This is a genomic window from Enterobacter sp. Taxon_2, from assembly GCF_058355295.1.
Genome location: NZ_CM178024.1, coordinates 2904749 through 2924801 on the forward strand (window position 1 = coordinate 2904749; position 20053 = coordinate 2924801).

The following is a 20053-nucleotide window of genomic DNA, read 5'->3' on the forward strand; positions in this document are numbered from 1 at the left end:
ATAACGAGGAAACGTTTATGACAATTGTGCGCATTGATGCCGAAGCCCGCTGGTCTGATGTGGTGATCCATAACCAGACGCTCTACTACACCGGCGTCCCGGCTAACCTGGATGCGGATGCGTTCGAGCAGACGGCAAATACCCTGGCGCAGATTGACGCGGTGCTGGAAAAACAGGGCAGCGACAAATCCCGCATTCTGGATGCGACGATTTTCCTGGCAAACAAAGATGACTTCGCGGCAATGAACAAAGCCTGGGATGCGTGGGTGGTAGCGGGTCACGCGCCTGTACGCTGCACCGTACAGGCCACGCTGATGAAGCCGGAATACAAGGTCGAGATTAAGATTATCGCGGCGGTTTAAGCCCGATTACTCTTCATCTTCATCCTCGAAACGCGCCACGATCCGCTCGCCGGTATGCGTGGCGCGCAGTTCTTCCGCCACCTGGGAAATCGCCTGTCCGCTGCTCATCCCCTGGGACATCAGTTCCTGAATTCGCTCAACCGCTTTCTGCTGCTGTTCATGGCTCAGAGAAGGTAAACCTGCAAACATCGTCAACTCCTGCTAAATTATTCGCGCTAATTATTTCACGCTGCCCGGTAGTATGCCATACATGAACATGCGCTTCCCCACTGTTATTACCCTGCCCTGGCGGGCAGACGCCGCTGAATACTGGTTTGCCCGCCTGAGCCATCTTCCGTTTGCGATGCTGCTGCATTCCGGCCATGCGGATCATCCCTATAGCCGCTTTGATATTCTGGTCGCCGACCCGCTGAAGACGCTGACAACCGATGACCTTTCGCTGACGGACGATCCGCTGGTGCAGCTTCAGCACGACATTAACGCGCTGGGCTTATCTGCCACACCCAACCCGGACCTTCCTTTTCAGGGGGGCGCGCTGGGCCTGTTTGGCTACGATCTGGGTCGCCGTTTCGAAACGCTGCCGGAGCATGCGCAGGCTGATATTTCCCTGCCCGACATGGCCGTGGGGCTGTATGACTGGGCGTTAATTGTTGATCACCAGAAAAAAACGGTTTCCCTGCTGAGCCATCGTGACGTGCAGGCGCGTCTGGCCTGGCTTGAGGCGCAACAGGCTGCACCCGCAGAGACGTTCACGCTGACCTCCGGCTGGCGCTCGAACATGAGCGCCGCAGAGTATGGCGAAAAATTCGCGCGCGTTCAGGCGTATCTGCAAAGCGGCGACTGCTATCAGGTTAACCTCGCCCAGCGCTTCGAGGCGACATACCGGGGAGATGAGTGGCAGGCGTTTACCCGTCTTAATGCCAGCAATAAGGCGCCGTTTAGCGCGTTTGTGCGTCTGGAACAGGGGGCGATCCTCAGCCTGTCGCCCGAGCGTTTTATTCATCTGGCCGAGGGCACGATTCAAACCCGTCCGATTAAAGGCACCTTGCCACGTCTTGCCGATCCCGACGCCGACCGCAAGCAGGCGGAAAAACTCGCCGCCTCGCCGAAAGACCGCGCCGAAAACCTGATGATTGTCGATCTGATGCGTAACGACATTGGCCGGGTGGCCGTTCCGGGCAGCGTCCGCGTACCGGAACTGTTTGTCGTCGAGCCTTTCCCGGCGGTGCATCATCTGGTCAGCACCATTACCGCGCGGCTGCCTGACTCGCGCACGGCCTGCGACCTGCTGCGCGCGGCGTTCCCGGGGGGCTCCATCACCGGCGCGCCAAAGGTGCGGGCGATGGAGATCATTGATGAGCTGGAGCCGCACCGCCGCAACGCCTGGTGCGGCAGCATCGGGTATATCAGCCTGTGCGGCACGCTGGATACCAGCATTACCATTCGCACGCTGACCGCCTGCAACGGAAAACTTTACTGTTCGGCCGGGGGCGGCATTGTTGCCGACAGTGAGGTCGATGCGGAATATCAGGAAACCTTTGATAAAGTTAACCGTATCCTGAAACAACTGGAGTAATCACGGGTGGAAAAAGAGAACCTGACGCTGGATGACTTTTTATCGCGTTTTCAGCTATTACGACCGCAGGTTAATCGCGAAGCGCTGAATCAACGTCAGGCGGCCGTGCTGATCCCGGTCGTGCGTCGCGCGCAGCCGGGTCTGCTGCTCACCCAGCGTTCCGCCCATTTACGCAAGCACGCGGGTCAGGTCGCTTTTCCGGGGGGCGCGGTAGACAGCTCCGACGCCTCGCTGATTGCCGCCGCGCTGCGCGAAGCGCAGGAAGAGGTCGCCATTCCGCCAGAGGCCGTTGAGGTCATCGGCGTGCTGCCGCCCGTCGACAGCGTCACCGGTTTTCAGGTCACGCCGGTGGTGGGCATTATCCCGCCGGGCCTGCAGTATCACGCCAGCGTCGATGAAGTCTCCGCGGTGTTTGAAATGCCGCTGGAGGAGGCCCTCCGACTGAGTCGTTACCACCCGCTGGATATTCAGCGTCGCGGGCATGACCATCGGGTCTGGTTGTCCTGGTATCAGCATTATTTTGTCTGGGGCATGACGGCGGGCATTATTCGTGAGCTGGCGTTGCAAATCGGCCTGAAGCCTTGACTATACTTTACATTCCGCCCTCTTCTGCCAGGTTTGCGATCTGCGTCGCGCTATTAGCAAAACCCATCGTTAACCATTAGTTTAATTCATGTGAATAGTTAAGCCGAGGTCGGTGTTCCCTCTTACACTATGCGCAGTTATAACATCGTTACTGGAACCCCGGTAACCCTGTCAGGAGTGTGAAAGTGATTAGTATATTCGACATGTTCAAAGTGGGAATTGGCCCTTCGTCTTCCCATACTGTTGGCCCGATGAAGGCCGGTAAACAGTTCGTCGATGATCTGGTCGAAAAAGGATTACTGGAAAGCGTTACCCGTGTCGCCGTGGATGTTTACGGCTCGCTGTCATTAACGGGTAAAGGCCACCACACCGATATCGCCATTATTATGGGTCTGGCAGGCAACATGCCGGATACCGTTGATATTGATGCCATCCCGGCATTTATCCGCGACGTGGAAACACGCGGTCGCCTGCTGCTGGCAAACGGCCAGCAGGAAGTCGATTTTCCGCAGGATGACGGCATGCGTTTCCGTAGCGACAACCTGCCGCTGCATGAAAACGGCATGACCATTCACGCCTGGAGCGGTGAAAAAGAGATCTATAGCAAGACGTACTACTCCATCGGCGGTGGCTTCATCGTGGATGAAGAGCATTTTGGCAAAGACAGCGTCGGCGACGTCAACGTACCGTACCCGTTCAAATCGGCTACCGAGATGCTGGGCTACTGCAAAGAGACCGGTCTTTCACTGTCCGGTATGGTGATGCAGAACGAGCTGGCCCTGCACAGCAAAAAAGAGATTGAAGACTATTTTGCGAACGTCTGGCAAACCATGCGCGCCTGTATCGATCGCGGGATGAACACCGAAGGCGTTCTGCCGGGTCCACTGCGCGTACCGCGTCGTGCCTCCGCCCTGCGCCGTATGCTGGTGACCACGGACAAGTTCTCCAACGACCCGATGAACGTGGTTGACTGGGTAAACATGTTTGCCCTGGCCGTTAACGAAGAGAACGCCGCCGGTGGTCGCGTCGTGACGGCGCCAACCAACGGCGCCTGCGGTATCGTCCCGGCAGTGCTGGCCTACTACGAACACTTTATTGAGCCCGTGACGCCTGACATCTATATCCGCTATTTCCTGGCTGCAGGTGCCATCGGCGCGCTGTACAAGATGAACGCCTCCATCTCCGGTGCGGAAGTGGGCTGTCAGGGTGAAGTCGGCGTGGCCTGTTCCATGGCGGCGGCAGGTCTGGCAGAGCTGCTGGGCGCAAGCCCTGAGCAGGTCTGCGTGGCGGCTGAAATCGGTATGGAACATAACCTCGGTCTGACCTGTGACCCGGTCGCGGGCCAGGTGCAGGTGCCGTGCATCGAGCGTAACGCGATTGCCTCGGTGAAAGCCATCAACGCCTCACGTATGGCGATGCGCCGTACCAGCGAACCTCGCGTATCGCTGGATAAGGTGATTGAAACCATGTACGAAACCGGCAAAGACATGAACGCGAAATACCGCGAGACGTCCCGTGGTGGCCTGGCCATTAAGGTGCAGTGCGACTAATACTGCCTTTCGCCCATCTGCAACGGATGGGCGAATTTCCCTCTTCTTCCTCGTCTCCCGCTGTTTTCCCCACTACACTTTCACTGTTGCGTCCGGCTTTTGTGGCTGGTGGCTTATCAGGCGACCGTTCATGCAAACTGCACAAACGATCATTAAAAACTATCGCCGAAAACGCGTTATCGTCTGTGTCACGGTTGCGCTCCTCACACTCATCCTGACGTTAGGCATTCGCTTTATTTCAAAGCGCAATGTTAACCAACAGCGGATCCTCGATTTTACCAGCCACACCGTCCGCGCCCTTGATAACATACTGCTTTCTCTGGAGAACCGCCGCAGCGTGCTGCAGCCCCTAGTGGGACAGCCCTGTCCCCAGGCGCACCTGGCGCTGCGAAAGCAGGCCGCCATTTTGCAGACGGTACGCTCTATCGCCCTGATTAAAGACGGTATCCTGTACTGCTCGAGTATTTTCGGGAGTCGCGATGTGCCCGTTCGTGACTTCCTGAAAGAACTCCCCGCCAGCACGACGAAGCTGATTTTATCCACCGACCAGTGGTTGCTTAAGGACAGCCCGATATTGATTCAGTGGTATCCCGTTTCTCAGGACGGTGAAGCAGGCGTCATCGAGATCATCAATATCGATCTGATCGCCAAAATGATCCTCGAGCCCCAGCGCCCGCTTATCAATGACGTGGCGCTAACCGTGGGCGATCGTTTTCTGCGCTATGGTCAACGCGTCAGCGACAGCCTGACGTTTGATGATGAAGACTCTCTTTTCCAGCAGTCATCAACCCGAAATCCTTTCACCATTACGGTCAGCGGGCCAGGTCCTGGAGCATTAGCCTTAAAAAGCCTGCCAGCCCAGCTGCCGCTGGGGCTTATGCTGAGCCTGTTGCTGGGCTATCTCGCCTGGCTGGCGACGGCAAACCGGATGAGCTTTACGTGGGAGATTGATATGGGCATTGCGGGGCGGGAATTTGAGCTTTTCTGCCAGCCGCTGGTGAATGCCCGCACCCAGGCGTGTACTGGCGTGGAGATCCTGCTGCGCTGGAACAACCCCCGTCAGGGTTGGATCACCCCGGAGGTGTTTATCCCTCTGGCAGAAGAACATAACCAGATTGTCCCCCTGACCCGCTATGTCATCGCCGAAACGGTGCGCCAGATAGGCTACTTCCCTTCCAGCGCCGGTTTTCACATCGGCATTAACGTTGCCGCCAGCCATTTCCGTCACGCGGTGTTGATACAGGACCTGAACCGTCTCTGGTTCAGCGCCTGTCCGCGTCAGCAGCTGGTGATAGAACTCACGGAACGGGATGCGCTGCTGGATGCGGATTATCGCATCGTGCGCGAACTGCATCGCAAAGGGGTGAAGCTCGCTATCGACGATTTTGGCACCGGGAACAGCTCCCTTTCCTGGCTTGAGAAGCTGCACCCGGACGTCCTGAAAATCGACCAGTCGTTTACCACCGCCATCGGCACCGACGCCGTGAACTCGACGGTGACGGATATGATTATTGCGCTGGGCCAGCGGCTTGATATTGAACTGGTTGCTGAGGGGGTCGAGACAGAGGAGCAGGCGCGCTATTTGCGCCGCCACGGCGTACCTGTCCTGCAGGGCTTTTTCTATGCGCGTCCCATGCCGCTACGGGATTTTCCGAAGTGGCTGGCGGGGAGCGCGCCCCCGCCAGCGCATCATAACGGGCACATCGTGCCCTTAATGCCGCTGCGCTAAGCCGGCTTACTCATCTTCGTCGTGGGCTGATTGTTCTTTAACAATACGAACCATATCAACGCGATAGTCGTTGGCTTCAACGATCGTAATGTGCAGCGGCGATAGCTCGATCACATCTCCGACGCGCGGGATTTGCCCGTTAACCGCGATCACCAGACCGGCAACGGTCGCGATGTCTTCTTCATCGTTGATCACGTTTTCCAGCCCCAGCGTGTGCGAAAGCGCGTGCAGGTCGGTGGTACCTTTAACCAGCCAGCCTTCACCGTCGGCAACAATCTCTGGCGTTTCGTCTTCATCCGGGAACTCACCGGCAATCGCTTCCAGCACGTCCAGCGGCGTGACCAGCCCCTGCACCACACCAAACTCGTTGGTGACGATAACAAAGCTACCGCGAGCGCGACGCAGCACCCCGAGCAGGTTGATCGGATCCAGGGTTTCCGGCACGACAATCGCAGGCGACGCCGCAGCAACGGCTTCCACGTTGACGCCCTCTTCCAGGGCCACCAGCATCTCTTTCGCCCGCACCACGCCGATGATCTCATCCAGCTCACCACGACACACCGGGAACAGGCTGTGCGGTGAAGAGAGCAGCTGCTGGCGAATTTCATCCACGCTCAGGTTAGCATCGACCCAGCTGATTTCCCCGCGCGGCGTCATGATGCCGCGCAGCGAACGGGAGGCCAGGGAGAGCACGCCATTAATCATGTAGCGTTCTTGTTCCACAAACGCCCCTTCCGGGACCGGAACCGGATTATGGTTTTCGGAATCAGACTGAACGTTCACCTGACGACGACCGCCCATCAGGCGCAGAATGGCATCTGCGGTACGGGCACGCAGCGGCTGATTCGACTGCTGCTTAATAAAGTTACGACGCGCAATCTGGTTGAACAGCTCGATCAGGATCGAGAAGCCAATCGCGGCGTACAGGTAGCCTTTCGGAATATGGAAGCCAAAACCTTCCGCCACCAGGCTCAGGCCAATCATCAGCAAGAAGCTCAGACACAGCACGACCACCGTTGGATGCTGGTTGACGAAGCGCGTCAGCGGCTTCGAGGCCAGCAGCATAACCGCCATTGCAATAACGACAGCCGCCATCATTACCGGCAGATGGTTGACCATGCCGACCGCAGTGATCACCGCATCCAGCGAGAAGACCGCATCAAGCACCACGATCTGCAGTACCACCACCCAGAAGCTGGCATAGCCTTTACCATGCCCATCATCGTGCTGACGGTTTTCCAGCCGCTCGTGAAGCTCTGTCGTCGCTTTGAAGAGCAGGAATATCCCCCCGATCAGCATGATTAAATCACGCCCGGAGAAGGTGTAATCCATGACGGAGAACAGCGGTTTGGTCAGTGTGACCATCCAGGAGATGACGGAGAGCAGCCCCAGTCGCATGACCAGCGCCAGCGAGAGACCAATCAGACGCGCTTTATCACGCTGTTTTGGCGGCAGTTTGTCCGCAAGGATGGCGATAAACACCAGGTTATCAATGCCGAGAACAATCTCCAGCACCACCAGCGTGAGCAATCCCACCCAGATTGACGGGTCCATTAAGAATTCCATGACAAGCTCCTGCTAAAGGAATGACGAAACGGTGCCCCACTCAATGTGGGCAAAACAGAGGTAAACAGAGTCGATACGTGGCGAGGATCGCCGGCGAATAAGGCGCGAAATGGCCTGGTAGATGACTGACGTCGGTGACGGTCCATATAGTGGGCTGTAGCCCTATACTCCTGAACAATTAAACGGAGGCTAAACATATCAGAGACACTGTGTTTTTAGCAAAGATTTACGTTCCTTTGCAAAGTTCTGTAACACAGCCGCTTTACGCTACAGATAAATCTGTAACGCGTGGCTAAATTACGGATCTTCATCACATAAATTATTTTTTCACTATCTAAAATAATTCGCGGAAGTCTTAGTTTTTTGAACTCTAACCCTTATCTGAATCGATTCGGTTCGCCAATACGATTCTCAGTACGACTGCCTGGCAGGCGTATTAATGATAATAAAAGGAGGTAGCAAGTGACCATTGCTATTGTCATAGGCACACATGGTTGGGCTGCTGAGCAGCTACTCAAAACGGCAGAGATGCTGTTGGGCGAGCAGGAAAACGTCGGCTGGATCGATTTCGTTCCCGGTGAAAACGCCGAGACGCTGATTGAGAAGTACAACGCTCAACTCGAGAAGCTGGATACCAGCAAAGGCGTGCTGTTTCTCGTTGATACATGGGGCGGCAGCCCGTTCAATGCTGCCAGCCGCATTGTCGTCGATAAAGAGCACTATGAAGTTGTCGCCGGGGTCAATATTCCCATGCTGGTGGAAACCTTCATGGCGCGCGACGACAATCCGGCGTTCGATGAGCTGGTGGCACTGGCCGTTGAAACCGGTCGCGAAGGGGTTAAGGCCCTGAAAGCGCAGCCGGTTGAAAAACCTGTCCCTGCGCCTGCAGCGGCACCAAAAGCGGCAGCACCGGCAAAACCGATGGGCCCGAACGATTACATGGTTATCGGCCTTGCGCGTATTGATGACCGCTTAATCCACGGCCAGGTCGCCACGCGCTGGACCAAAGAGACCAACGTTCGACGCATTATCGTGGTCAGCGACGAAGTGGCCGCCGATACCGTTCGTAAAACCCTTCTGACTCAGGTTGCTCCTCCTGGCGTTACCGCGCACGTCGTGGATGTCGCCAAGATGATCCGCGTTTACAACAACCCGAAATACGCGGGTGAACGCGTGATGCTCCTGTTCACTAACCCGACAGACGTTGAGCGCATTGTTGAAGGCGGCGTGAAAATCACCTCCGTGAACATTGGTGGTATGGCATTCCGTCAGGGCAAAACGCAGGTCAACAACGCCATTTCAGTCGATGCGAAAGATATCGAGGCATTCAACAAGCTGAATGCGCGCGGTATTGAGCTGGAAGCCCGTAAGGTTTCCACGGACCAGAAACTGAAAATGATGGATTTGATCGGCAAAGTTGGGAAATAAGCCCGCGCCGGTTCTCATATAAAGTTTACGTAATAGGAGAAGTGCAATGGAGATTACCACTCTTCAGATTGTGCTGGTGTTCGTGGTCGCATGTATTGCGGGTATGGAATCCGTACTTGATGAATTTCAGTTCCACCGTCCGCTGGTGGCCTGTACCCTGATTGGGGCCGTTTTGGGTGACATGAAAACCGGTATCATCATCGGTGGTACCCTGGAAATGATCGCCCTGGGCTGGATGAACATTGGCGCGGCGGTTGCGCCCGATGCCGCGCTGGCCTCTATCATTTCGACCGTTCTGGTTATTGCCGGTCACCAGAGTATTGGTGCCGGTATCGCCCTGGCGATACCGCTGGCAGCCGCAGGCCAGGTTCTGACCATCATCGTTCGTACTATCACCGTTGCCTTCCAGCACGCGGCGGATAAGGCGGCCGACAACGGCAACCTCACGGCACTGTCGTGGATCCACGTTTCATCCCTGTTCCTGCAGGCGATGCGTATTGCGATCCCGGCGGTTATCGTCGCGATCTCTGTCGGTACCAGTGAAGTCCAGAGCATGCTGAACGCCATTCCAGAAGTGGTCACCGGCGGTCTGAACATCGCGGGCGGCATGATCGTGGTCGTCGGTTACGCGATGGTCATCAACATGATGCGCGCAGGCTACCTGATGCCGTTCTTCTATCTCGGCTTCGTGACCGCGGCTTTCACCAACTTCAACCTGGTTGCACTGGGTGTGATTGGTGCGGTGATGGCGATTCTCTACATCCAGCTCAGCCCGAAATATAACCGCGTCGCGGGTGCCCCAGCGCAGGCTGCTGGTAACAACGATCTCGATAACGAACTGGACTAACAGGTGAGCGAAATGGTTGATATGACAAAAACTACCACCGAGAAAAAACTCACTCCGGGTGATATTCGTGGCGTGTTCATCCGTTCTAACCTGTTTCAGGGTTCATGGAACTTCGAACGTATGCAGGCGCTGGGCTTCTGCTTCTCCATGGTACCGGCGATCAAACGCCTGTACCCGGAAAACAACGAAGCGCGCCGTCAGGCCATCAAGCGTCACCTGGAATTCTTTAACACCCATCCTTACGTTGCGGCTCCCGTACTGGGCGTAACGCTGGCAATGGAAGAACAGCGTGCAAACGGCGCAGAGATTGACGATGGTGCTATCAACGGTATCAAAGTCGGTCTGATGGGTCCGCTGGCCGGTGTCGGTGACCCTATTTTCTGGGGTACCGTGCGTCCGGTCTTCGCGGCACTGGGTGCCGGTATCGCGATGAGCGGCAGCCTGCTTGGCCCGCTGCTGTTCTTCATCCTGTTCAACGCCGTGCGTCTGCTGACCCGTTACTACGGCGTGGCCTACGGCTACCGTAAAGGGGTGGACATCGTTAAGGACATGGGCGGCGGCTTCCTGCAGAAACTGACTGAGGGGGCGTCAATCCTCGGCCTGTTTGTCATGGGGGCACTGGTTAACAAGTGGACGCACGTGAACATCCCGCTGGTGGTATCAACCATCACCGGGCAGGATGGTCAGACCCGCGTCACCACCGTGCAGACGATTCTGGACCAGCTGATGCCTGGCCTGGTACCGCTGCTGTTGACCTTCGCCTGCATGTGGCTGCTGCGTAAGAAAGTGAACCCGCTGTGGATTATCGTTGGCTTCTTCGTCATCGGTATCGCGGGCTACGCCGTCGGCCTGCTGGGTCTGTAAGTTTCAATGCTATAGGCCGGGGGCTTGCCCCCGGTTTTTTTTATCTGGAGGATGAATGACTGTCACGGACATCGTACTGGTTTTATTTGTTGTTGCCCTTCTGGCTTACGCGATCTATGACGAGTTCATTATGCCCCGCCGTCACGGCGAGACGCTGCTCTCCCTTCCCCTTCTGCGACGCGGGCGCGTGGACGCCTTTATCTTCGTGGGTCTCATCGCCATTCTTATTTACAATAACGTCACCAGCCATGGTGCAATATTAACCACATGGTTATTATGTGCGCTGGCATTAATGGCGATTTATCTGTTCTGGATCCGCACGCCGAAAATCCTTTTTAAATCCCGCGGATTTTTCTTCGCCAATGTGTGGATAGAATATAACCGTATTAAAGAGATGAATTTATCCGAAGACGGTGTGCTGGTGATGCAATTAGAACAACGCCGCCTGCTTATTCGGGTGAAGAATATTGACGACCTGGAAAAGATATACAAGTTACTTGTTAAAACTCAATGAGTTAGATATATAGCAATGGCTATATACTGCGTTTATCTTGCGCAAGAAATATAGCCAAAGCTATATCTCCTTCGTTAATTTTATCTCTATTTGTTAACGATATTTTCACGCTTAAAGACAAATGAAAATCGTTATCAACAAGCATTTTAAATAATGCCTCTTCATTGTTGTTTTATATTCTCAAAATATGTTAAGGTTGCGCCCGTCGTTGGGGAGTAGCCGATTTCCTGTTCGCAGGAAATGTACGTGTCAACATACTCGTTGAAAAACGTGGCACGTACGGATCGCTGACAGCACATCTTATGTGCAGCGCGATCAGGCGAGACCATAGATACATCAACTGCTGTTTACTGGGGGCAGTGATGTGTCATATGGATATCCCCGGTCTGGACGCTGTTATGAATATCTCCGCTACGATCCTTCTCGCTTTTGGCATGTCCATGGACGCATTCGCTGCTTCCATCGGAAAAGGCGCCACGCTCCATAAACCTAAGTTCTCAGAAGCCCTGCGTACCGGTCTGATTTTTGGCGCTATCGAAACGCTGACGCCGCTTATCGGCTGGGGTCTTGGCATGCTCGCCAGCCAGTTCGTGCTGGAGTGGAACCACTGGATTGCCTTCGTCCTGCTGGTATTTCTCGGTGGCCGAATGGTGATTGAAGGTTTTCGCGGCGGCGATGAAGAAGACGAGGAGCCTCAGCACCGCCACGGGTTCTGGCTGCTGGTCACTACGGCCATTGCCACCAGCCTTGATGCGATGGCCGTCGGTGTCGGTCTGGCATTCCTGCAGGTCAATATCATCGCCACCGCGCTGGCCATCGGCTGCGCAACATTGATTATGTCCACGCTGGGCATGATGGTCGGACGGTTTATCGGCCCGCTGCTGGGTAAACGCGCCGAGATCCTGGGGGGGATTGTGTTGATTGGCATTGGTGCCCAAATCCTCTGGGCACACTTCGCCGGTTAATCTTCGCGCTGCCAGAGGTGGATGCTGAAGTCCGTCTGGCAGCGAAATGTTGAGTGTGTCGCTAACGCTTCCCATACTTCCGGTTTTGCCCGCCACGCGAACGGCGTCATCTGCAGCAACGCGGTGGCCTCTTCCCCTTTCAGCGTCATTTCATACGCAACGGTCTGCTCCTGCTTCAGGCTAAAACCGGCCAGCTGTTCAGAATGAGGGGCATGCAGACGCACTTCGTCGTAGATCATCCCTTTCAGCTCCATCAGATGACGCGGGCCCGGCGTCACGGTGACTACCCATCCGCCCGGTTTCACCACGCGAGCCAGCTCTTCCGCCTTGCAGGGCGCGTAAATGCGAATAACCGCGTCCATGCTGGCATCGTCAAACGGCAGCCGGTGGCTGGATGCCACGCAGAACGTCACGTCCGCGTAACGCTTTGCCGCTGCGCGAATCGCCACTTTCGACACGTCCAGACCGAACGTCTGTGCGCCCTTCGCACGGGCGATCTCGGCAAACCGCGCGGTGTAGTACCCCTCCCCGCAGCCGATATCGAGCATGGCGGTGGCTGAATCCGGCAGAATGTCATTCAGCATCTGCGCGACGGCCTCCCGCAGCAGCAGATAGTGCCCGGCATCAAGAAACGCGCGTCGCGCCTGCATCATCTCAGCACTGTCGCCTGGATCGCGGGAGCGTTTATGCTGCACCGGCAGAAGATTCACATAGCCTTCTTTTGCCCTATCAAACTGATGCCCCTGCGGACAGGTATAACTTTTATCTGAGTGCGTCAGGGGGGCGTGGCAAAGGGGACAGCTGAAGGACATGGTGACTCCGGAGCATAATCAAAGGGCGAAGTGTACCGCTATTCGCCCTGGTTATAAACGCCCGGTTAACGCATAACGATAAGGTGATCGGACCCTGCCGGTAACCCGTCAGGTTTCACATTTTCCAGACGCAGCACGTTACCCATAATCTCACTGAAGACAGGGGCGGAGACGGCCCCGCCGTAGTAGGCACCATTTTGCGGATCGTTAATCACCACCACCAGGGCAAAACGCGGATTGCTGGCAGGTGCAACCCCTGCGGTGTAGGCGACGTATTTATCGACATACTTCCCGCTATCGTCAATTTTCTTCGCCGTACCGGTTTTCACCGCCACCCGGTAATCACGAACGGCAGCCTTAACCCCTCCGCCGCCCGGCAGCGCAACGCTCTCCATCATGTGCTCCACCTCGTGCGCAATCTCTTCCGGCATGACGCGTTGCCCGATAACGGGGGGATCGATACGCGTAATCGAGAGAGGTCGCTCAAGCCCGAAGCCGCCAATCGTGGCGTAGACGTGCGCCAGCTGGAGCGGCGTCACCATCAGCCCGTAGCCGAAGGCAAATGTCGCGCGGTCGAGCTGGCTCCAGTATTTACGCTGGGGCAACAGCCCCGCGCTCTCACCCGTTAAGCCAAGCCCCGTATTCGTGCCGAATCCAAAGTTTCGATAGGTATCAATAAGATGCTGGACAGGCATTGCCAGGGACAGTCGGGACACGCCGGTGTCGCTCGATTTTTGCAGGATCCCGGTCATTGTCAGTTCAGGATAATAGCCCACATCGCGGATACGATGCCCGTCGAGGGTATACGGATGCGTGTCAATCACGCTGTCCGGCTGGACCAGCCCCTGCTGCAGGGCCGTCATCAGCACCAGCGGTTTGACCGTGGAACCCGGTTCGAACGTATCGCTGATCGCACGGTTGCGAAAATCATTTATCGTTGCGCCTTCCCGGTTATTGGGGTTGAAATCCGGATAGCTCGCCATGGCGAGTATTTCCCCGGTGGGGATATTAATGAGCACCGAGGCCCCAGACTCGGCCTTGTTCCAGGCCACGGCATTATCGAGCGCATCCTCGGTGATGGTTTGCAGACGCTCGTCGATACTTAACTGGATGTTATGCGCCGGCGCGGGCGCAACTTCCGTCAGGTTTTCAACCACGCGTCCATAGCGATCTTCCCTTACCTGGCGCACACCCGCCTTACCGGTCAGCTGCGCGTTGAAGCTTTTTTCCACGCCCTCAATGCCCTGCCCGTCAATATTGGTGAAGCCAATCAGGTTCGCTGCCACATGGCCGGCAGGATAAAAACGGCGGGATTCATCGCGTAAATTGATGCCGGGCAGATTGAGTTTGTCTATCCACTTTGCCTGCGCCGGATCGACCTGACGGGCAAGATAAATAAAACGGCCCTGCGGGTTGGCGTTGATTCGCGCCGAGAGTGCGCCCAGGGAGAGATGCAGCGCGCTGGCCAGCGCCTGCCAGCGCTCATCAAGGCCGACGCCCCCTTTTGCCAGAACCGTTTTAGGATCGGCCCAAACGGCCCGTACAGGCACGCTCACCGCCAGGGGACGACCTTCGCGATCCATTATCATGCCGCGCGGCGCATCAATCGCCAGCTGGCGGAGGGATCGCATATCTTCCTGCTTCACCAGATTGTCAGGCTTGATGATTTGCAGCCAGGCAACGCGGCCCAGTAAAAAAGCCAGACTACAAAAAATAGCTATACAGAGCAGCACAAAACGCGCCGGCGTGAAATTTCCAGTTGCTGTTATCAATGTCTTCTTCACCTGAACCCCAGGGCTGTAAAACAACGCCCTGATTTAACGGGAAAAGATGGGTTTAGGGTGGCAAAACAGTGCTACTAACCTCGCAGCTTTGCAACAAGTTACTAACAAGACCGTGAATGGTAATATTTTGAAAGATTAAGGACATAAAAAAGCCCCGCGTTATGCGAGGCTTTATGTCTGAGAGTGAAGTGCTAAGCGCTTCAGTCAGCAGCGGTTCGATCAGATAGCAGTTACGTTAACTGCAGCTGGGCCTTTCTGGCCGTCCTGAATTTCGAACTCAACGTTCTGGCCTTCAGCCAGAGTTTTGAAGCCGTTACCCTGGATTGCAGAGAAGTGTACGAACACGTCTTTGCTGCCGTCAGCAGGAGTAATGAAACCAAAACCTTTAGACTCGTTGAACCACTTAACTTGACCTTTAATCTTTGCCATTTTGCAAAATTCCTTAGAGTGTTTTCTTAGCCCGCAGGCATTAACTGAGATAAAACTGAGACATTACTGCATGAGGCACTAATATAAGGTTCGGCAGAGAAGCGGTATTCAACGACAACGTGTTTACTCAGGACTTCTTTACTGAAAATGCCACACATAAACAGAACTGTACCTCGTTTGACCCAAAACGTGTTATCACACACTATGTTTAATATGGCAAGCCATTTTTAAACATGTCTCGATCCGCCGCACAAATTCGAACAGTGCCTGTCAGGTTTTGCACAATTGTGCGCATCACGTACAGACAGCTCTGCTGCGTAACAAAGACCCAGCATTGCTTTCACAACCGCTGTAATCTAAGACTTTTTTAACATAGCTCAATCATAACGAAGCGTCCAGCAACCGGGAAAAGAAATCTTAAGTCTTGATTGAGTTAGAACAATTTGTGAAAACTTATGCTTAAATCATTGTAACGCGACCAAATTGTTTCAGAGAAAAAACAGTGTTAATAACCCACGCCCAGCTGTATTAAAATGCATCAGCGAATAAACAGCGTTATGCACCAAAATAATGAAATTTTTATGACCCTGCATCAAAAGAAGGCAAGCAAAACGTTTCGATAAAAATAAAACATTCCTGCACGCGTTTACATCAACAATATATGCAACAATTTATCGCTTCGTTTATAAGGATAAATATTCACCAATTTTCAGTATCCTGAAAGAATGATTAACTGGTGCTAAATTATCGAGTGCGTCAGTTAACTCCTGCACAGGTTCATCTAAGGCTTCGTCTGCCAGTTCAAACACACCCCAGTGAATGGGGAACGCCAGAGGAGAGCCCAGCTGCTGCCACAATGCCACCGCAGATTGCGGATCCATATGATGGACAGCCATGAACCATCGTGGGGCATAGGCACCAATCGGTAACGCGGCGGCATCAATATGGCCCAGGCGTTCAGGTATCAACAGCAGCTCGGGCGAATACCCCGTATCACCGCTGAACCAGAAACGATGATGTCGGCCTTCCATCACCCAGCCGCACCACAATGAGCGATTGCGGTTCCATGGCGTGCGCATACTCCAGTGTTGAGCCGGTACGGCGGTCAGCGTCATCCCTTGCCAGGTGAAACTCTGCCACCAGTCGAGCTCAATCACGCGTTTTGCTCCCCGGCGACGAAACCAGTCGGCCAGCCCCAACGGAACAAAAAAACTGACGTCGGGGAAGCGTTTGAGGATACGGCGAATGGTCGCGTCATCAAGATGATCGTAATGATTATGGGAGATGACGACCGCATCAAGCTGATGAAGCTGATCGACTGACAGCGCGGGAGGCGTTTTGCGCTGTGGTCCCAGGAAAGGGAGCGGAGAAGCGCGCCGTGAAAACACCGGGTCGGTAAGGATGATATTGCCGTCCAGCCGCAGCAACACGCTCGCGTGTCCGAGCCACCACACCCCATCTTCATGAGGTTGCGAAAGCTCAACCGGTTGCCACCACTGCTGGATAAAGTCTTTATAACCCAGCGCGGGCGGCTTCGGTAAACCGGCCTCTTTACGCGCTTTATGCCAGCGGTCGAGGTCGCCGGGTTGATGTCCGACAGGATCGGTATTACGAAAACCGTTCGGGGTGTGATGTTTCAGGGAGGGGTCATACCAGGGGTTTTTCCAGACCACAGCCACCTCCCAGGACAAAAAGATTAACGCTCAGCCACCAGGCGGATAAAGTCGTCTTCGTCTTTGTTATCTTCAGCGACTGCGTCTTTCGGCGCGTCTTTCTCTTCCGGTTCGTTAGCCTCACACAGACGGCGTAGCAGCGCATTCTGACGTTTTTGCTGATCGAGCAGCGCTTCCAGCAGTTCAATCTGCTCGTTAGTACGGGAACTGGCGCGATTCACGAAAAACCAAATGACCAGCCCGACAAGCAGAACAACCAAAGAAATCATCAGGGATGCTATATTCAGCAGCCCTGAATTCAGTAACTCACCCATTTCACCACCTCAATAAAAACGTCTATTTTACCACTGGCGCGAAGGAAGGACATCACCTTGAGAAAAAATGCGTGTTACCACGGAATAAATTTATTGATTGCGCAAACGCCGCTAAAAAACTGTACATCCTGATCGCACATCACATTGATCGTCTGCGTCCATAACACCACGCACGCTATCAGCACGATAATCAGAATTACCCAGCGTATTTTTTTCACTCCACACTCCGTCTAATGACCTGATGTAACGAGGTTATCACGCTTATCTTAAACAAGGGCTAACTGTGCCGCCATCGCGCTTTTTTCAGAATCCTGCACTTGTTTCGTTTCGTAAACCGTTTACGCTAGCATTATGATAACAACGATAAAAGAGGTAATGATGCGCTTAATCATTCGAACAATTATTGCACTGGCCATTGTCTGGATTGGCCTTTTGCTAACGGGTTATGGCGTACTTGTAGGAAGCACCGAAAACGCTGCCGGGTTAGGCATTCAGTGTAAATACTTAACAGCACAAGGAATGAGCACTGCGCAGTATCTGCATACTGACAGCGGGATTGTTGGCTTAACCCACTGTCCGGTCCTGCGTAAGACTTCCGTCGTGATTGATAATGGCTAGTCAGCCGGGTAAATGACCGACAAAAAACGCCGCAACAGATGCGGCGTTTTTTTATGTGAACAGAGATTAGAACGGGTAGTCGTGATACCCCATCTGTTCAGAAATCTTACGTGCGGCAGTGTGGAGAATAGCCACATACTCATGCAGACGCTCTTCGGAAAAACGTAAGGTTGGGAAGGAGATACTTAAGCCCGCGATCACCACGCCAAAACGGTCAAATACCGGAACGCCGATGCAGCGCAGTCCCTCTTCCTGCTCCTCGTTATCTTCGCCATATCCCTGTTCGCGTACGCGATCGAGCACCGTTAGCAGCGCGTCCGTGCTGGTAATGGTTCGTGAGGTACTTTGCTTGTATTCCACGCCTTCGAGGATCTGCTTCACTTCCTCACGATCGCGCCACGCCAGCAGAACTTTACCAATGGCGGTACTGTAGAGCGGGTTGCGACGACCAATGCGCGAATACATGCGCAGATTGTACATGGAGTCGATTTTATGGATGTAAACTATGCTGTCTTCATCCAGCGCGCCGAGATGGATGGTCTCTTTAGTGAGGCGAGAGATTTCACGCATCTGAATATCGGCGCTGCGGATCAGGTCAACATTTTGTAGCGCGCGGGCACCCAGCTCAAACAGCTTCAGCGTCAGGGAGTATTTTTCAGATTCGCCTTCCTGGGCAACGTAACCCAGCGATTTCATGGTCTGCAAAAAGCGATATACGGTGCTTTTTGACATCATCACGCGCTGCGACAACTCTGTAATACCTATTTCACGCTCCTCTCCCAGCGCCTGTAAGATGCCAAACACCTTCAGCACGGAAGAAACAGAATCTGGCTGTTTATCCAAATCCGCAATAGCCATTTACCACCTCATAGCGAGTGTTTTATAAAAATCAGAACCGGTTTTTATTATAAGTTCCCGTCATGTCACCTGCAATCAATCCCCGTTTACTTCGTTACAAATCTGCGACATATCGCGGCTGTAACAATGCTAAAATACTTACCCTGAGAATAATTTCACGCTGAGCTTTTTTAACCCTAATGGAAAAGACCCTTTCCGATGGCCTGCCTTTACCCCAGCGGTATGGCGCGATAGCGACCATCATTATCGGTATATCAATGGCGGTCCTTGACGGCGCAATCGCAAACGTTGCCCTGCCAACCATCGCCAGCGACCTGCACGCCTCTCCCGCCAGTTCGATATGGATTGTTAACGCCTATCAGATTGCGATTGTGGTTTCCCTGCTCTCGTTCTCTTTCCTGGGCGATATGTTCGGTTACCGTCGGGTGTATCAGTGCGGTCTGGTGGTTTTCACCTTTACGTCTTTGTTCTGTGCTCTTTCAGATTCACTGCATACCCTGACGCTTGCCCGCATTGCGCAGGGTTTTGGCGGCGCGGCGCTCATGAGCGTAAACACGGCGCTGATCCGCTTAATTTATCCGCAGCGTCATCTGGGGCGAGGAATGGGGATAAACTCGTTTATTGTCGCCGTCTCTTCTGCCGCCGGGCCAACTATTGCGGCGGCGATCCTTTCCGTTGCGTCATGGCAGTGGCTGTTCGCCATCAACGTGCCGCTGGGTATCGTCGCCATCTTCTTTGCCCTGCGCTTTCTTCCCGCTAACGGTCCCAAAAGCACCATGCCGCGCTTCGACGTGGCGAGTGCGGTGATGAATGCCCTGACCTTTGGCCTGTTGATTACGGCGCTGAGCGGCTTTGCGCAGGGACAGTCTCTGATGCTTACCGGCGCGGAGCTTATCGCCCTGCTGGCGATCGGCTTCTTCTTTGTTCGCCGCCAGCTCACTCTCCCTGTGCCTCTACTGCCTGTTGATCTGCTGCGTATTCCCCTCTTTTCCCTCTCCATTTGCACGTCTGTCTGCTCGTTCTGCGCCCAGATGCTGGCTCTGGTCTCCCTACCCTTCTTTCTGCAAAGCGTGGTCGGACGTTCAGAGGTGGAGACCGGTCTGCTGCTCACCCCCTGGCCGCTGGCGACCATGGTGATGGCACCGCTGGCAGGTTATTTAATTGAACGCGTCCATGCCGGTTTATTGGGCGCTTTGGGGCTGGCGGTGATGGCGACAGGCCTTTTCGCGCTGGCATTACTACCGTCATCGCCAACCGATCTGGACATCATCTGGCGCATGATCCTGTGCGGCGCGGGGTTCGGCCTGTTCCAGTCCCCTAACAACCACACCATTATCACCTCCGCACCGCGTCATCGCAGCGGAGGAGCCAGCGGTATGCTGGGGACCGCGCGCCTTCTGGGCCAAAGCAGCGGTGCGGCACTGGTCGCCCTGATGTTTAACCTTGCCGGGCAAAACGGTAACCACATTGCGCTTCTCACCGCAGGTGCCCTTGCCTCCCTTGCGGCGGTCGTCAGCGGCCTGCGGGTGACACAGCCCAGGATTCAGGCATAAAAAAAGCCGGGCAGAGTGTACTCCTG

22 protein-coding genes, 1 pseudogene and 1 riboswitch are annotated in these 20053 nt (G+C 54.7%); of the genes and pseudogenes, 12 read left to right on the top strand and 11 right to left on the bottom strand.

Features of this window, described 5'->3' with window-relative positions:
- The first annotated feature begins 17 nt into the window (after nt 1-17).
- Nucleotides 18-362: a RidA family protein gene (locus AC4IC4_RS13780; RefSeq protein WP_008500498.1), complete on the top strand. Its 345-nt coding sequence runs from the start codon at nt 18-20 to the stop codon at nt 360-362.
- Between the two features lie 6 nt (nt 363-368).
- Here AC4IC4_RS13780 and AC4IC4_RS13785 read toward each other — a convergent pair whose 3' ends face one another.
- The gene (locus tag AC4IC4_RS13785; protein ID WP_008500497.1) at nt 369-551 is read right to left on the bottom strand and encodes a YoaH family protein; all 183 of its coding nucleotides are present in this window, start codon (nt 549-551) and stop codon (nt 369-371) included.
- Nucleotides 552-612: 61 nt separating this feature from the next.
- Between AC4IC4_RS13785 and pabB the strand changes: the two genes are divergently transcribed.
- The 4 genes from pabB to AC4IC4_RS13805 all read left to right on the top strand — a co-directional run bounded on the left by pabB (nt 613) and on the right by AC4IC4_RS13805 (nt 5802).
- Nucleotides 613-1938, top strand: coding sequence for an aminodeoxychorismate synthase component 1 (gene pabB, locus AC4IC4_RS13790; RefSeq protein ID WP_491472826.1), 1326 nt, complete (start codon nt 613-615; stop codon nt 1936-1938).
- A 6-nt stretch (nt 1939-1944) separates the two neighbouring features.
- Nucleotides 1945-2523, top strand: a complete 579-nt coding sequence (locus tag AC4IC4_RS13795; RefSeq protein ID WP_048029449.1) for a CoA pyrophosphatase — start codon at nt 1945-1947, stop codon at nt 2521-2523.
- Between the two features lie 185 nt (nt 2524-2708).
- Entirely contained in the window at nt 2709-4073 is a 1365-nt protein-coding gene (gene sdaA, locus AC4IC4_RS13800; protein WP_491471339.1) for an L-serine ammonia-lyase, read from the top strand.
- A 130-nt stretch (nt 4074-4203) separates the two neighbouring features.
- Nucleotides 4204-5802 (top strand): EAL domain-containing protein, encoded by a 1599-nt coding sequence (locus AC4IC4_RS13805; RefSeq protein WP_491471340.1) that lies wholly within the window; start codon nt 4204-4206, stop codon nt 5800-5802.
- A gap of 6 nt (nt 5803-5808) precedes the next feature.
- On the opposite strand, the gene yoaE is transcribed toward AC4IC4_RS13805, so the two are convergent.
- Together yoaE and AC4IC4_RS13815 are read right to left on the bottom strand one after the other, a co-directional pair.
- Nucleotides 5809-7368 carry a CNNM family cation transport protein YoaE gene (gene yoaE, locus AC4IC4_RS13810; RefSeq protein WP_111964792.1) on the bottom strand — a complete coding sequence of 520 codons (1560 nt, stop codon included), beginning with the start codon at nt 7366-7368 and terminating at the stop codon, nt 5809-5811.
- Nucleotides 7356-7565, bottom strand: a complete 210-nt coding sequence (locus tag AC4IC4_RS13815) for a protein YoaL (RefSeq protein WP_417927540.1) — start codon at nt 7563-7565, stop codon at nt 7356-7358. The genes yoaE and AC4IC4_RS13815 overlap by 13 nt, the downstream gene beginning before the upstream one ends.
- Before the next feature lie 265 nt (nt 7566-7830).
- On the opposite strand from AC4IC4_RS13815, the gene manX reads away from it, so the two are divergent.
- The 5 genes from manX to mntP all read left to right on the top strand — a co-directional run bounded on the left by manX (nt 7831) and on the right by mntP (nt 11986).
- Nucleotides 7831-8796: a PTS mannose transporter subunit IIAB gene (gene manX / locus AC4IC4_RS13820; RefSeq protein WP_417927541.1), complete on the top strand. Its 966-nt coding sequence runs from the start codon at nt 7831-7833 to the stop codon at nt 8794-8796.
- Nucleotides 8797-8842: 46 nt separating this feature from the next.
- Entirely contained in the window at nt 8843-9643 is an 801-nt protein-coding gene (gene manY / locus AC4IC4_RS13825; protein ID WP_024909729.1) for a PTS mannose transporter subunit IIC, read from the top strand.
- Between the two features lie 12 nt (nt 9644-9655).
- Complete coding sequence (locus AC4IC4_RS13830) at nt 9656-10507, top strand: PTS mannose transporter subunit IID (protein WP_006810994.1); 852 nt, start codon at nt 9656-9658, stop codon at nt 10505-10507.
- Nucleotides 10508-10562: 55 nt separating this feature from the next.
- Nucleotides 10563-11021 carry a DUF986 family protein gene (locus AC4IC4_RS13835; RefSeq protein ID WP_473713392.1) on the top strand — a complete coding sequence of 153 codons (459 nt, stop codon included), beginning with the start codon at nt 10563-10565 and terminating at the stop codon, nt 11019-11021.
- A 198-nt stretch (nt 11022-11219) separates the two neighbouring features.
- A riboswitch (yybP-ykoY riboswitch) is annotated at nt 11220-11409 on the top strand.
- 10 nt (nt 11410-11419) lie between these two features.
- Complete coding sequence (gene mntP / locus AC4IC4_RS13840) at nt 11420-11986, top strand: manganese efflux pump MntP (protein WP_032642447.1); 567 nt, start codon at nt 11420-11422, stop codon at nt 11984-11986.
- Here mntP and rlmA read toward each other — a convergent pair.
- The 7 genes and pseudogenes from rlmA to mgrB form a co-directional block, all read right to left on the bottom strand.
- Nucleotides 11983-12798 carry a 23S rRNA (guanine(745)-N(1))-methyltransferase gene (gene rlmA, locus AC4IC4_RS13845; RefSeq protein ID WP_061714884.1) on the bottom strand — a complete coding sequence of 272 codons (816 nt, stop codon included), beginning with the start codon at nt 12796-12798 and terminating at the stop codon, nt 11983-11985. The genes mntP and rlmA overlap by 4 nt on opposite strands.
- A gap of 65 nt (nt 12799-12863) precedes the next feature.
- The gene (gene ftsI / locus AC4IC4_RS13850; protein ID WP_061714883.1) at nt 12864-14582 is read right to left on the bottom strand and encodes a peptidoglycan glycosyltransferase FtsI; all 1719 of its coding nucleotides are present in this window, start codon (nt 14580-14582) and stop codon (nt 12864-12866) included.
- A 219-nt stretch (nt 14583-14801) separates the two neighbouring features.
- On the bottom strand, nt 14802-15011 hold the full coding sequence (gene cspE / locus AC4IC4_RS13855) for a transcription antiterminator/RNA stability regulator CspE (RefSeq protein WP_001062678.1): 210 nt from the start codon (nt 15009-15011) through the stop codon (nt 14802-14804).
- Between the two features lie 13 nt (nt 15012-15024).
- A pseudogene (locus tag AC4IC4_RS13860) lies at nt 15025-15169 on the bottom strand (DUF2627 domain-containing protein).
- A 525-nt stretch (nt 15170-15694) separates the two neighbouring features.
- Nucleotides 15695-16684, bottom strand: coding sequence for an MBL fold metallo-hydrolase (locus AC4IC4_RS13865; protein ID WP_491471341.1), 990 nt, complete (start codon nt 16682-16684; stop codon nt 15695-15697).
- Nucleotides 16685-16707: 23 nt separating this feature from the next.
- Nucleotides 16708-16998, bottom strand: a complete 291-nt coding sequence (locus AC4IC4_RS13870; RefSeq protein WP_024909723.1) for a YebO family protein — start codon at nt 16996-16998, stop codon at nt 16708-16710.
- A 74-nt stretch (nt 16999-17072) separates the two neighbouring features.
- A complete protein-coding gene (gene mgrB / locus AC4IC4_RS13875) occupies nt 17073-17216 on the bottom strand; it encodes a PhoP/PhoQ regulatory lipoprotein MgrB (protein ID WP_006175995.1) in 144 nt (47 codons plus the stop codon).
- Between the two features lie 160 nt (nt 17217-17376).
- On the opposite strand from mgrB, the gene AC4IC4_RS13880 reads away from it, so the two are divergent.
- Nucleotides 17377-17616 (top strand): YobH family protein, encoded by a 240-nt coding sequence (locus AC4IC4_RS13880; RefSeq protein ID WP_090419798.1) that lies wholly within the window; start codon nt 17377-17379, stop codon nt 17614-17616.
- Between the two features lie 66 nt (nt 17617-17682).
- On the opposite strand, the gene kdgR is transcribed toward AC4IC4_RS13880, so the two are convergent.
- Nucleotides 17683-18474, bottom strand: a complete 792-nt coding sequence (gene kdgR, locus AC4IC4_RS13885; RefSeq protein WP_023312208.1) for a DNA-binding transcriptional regulator KdgR — start codon at nt 18472-18474, stop codon at nt 17683-17685.
- 179 nt (nt 18475-18653) lie between these two features.
- On the opposite strand from kdgR, the gene AC4IC4_RS13890 reads away from it, so the two are divergent.
- Nucleotides 18654-20027 carry an MFS transporter gene (locus AC4IC4_RS13890; RefSeq protein WP_491471342.1) on the top strand — a complete coding sequence of 458 codons (1374 nt, stop codon included), beginning with the start codon at nt 18654-18656 and terminating at the stop codon, nt 20025-20027.
- Nucleotides 20028-20053 lie beyond the last annotated feature (26 nt).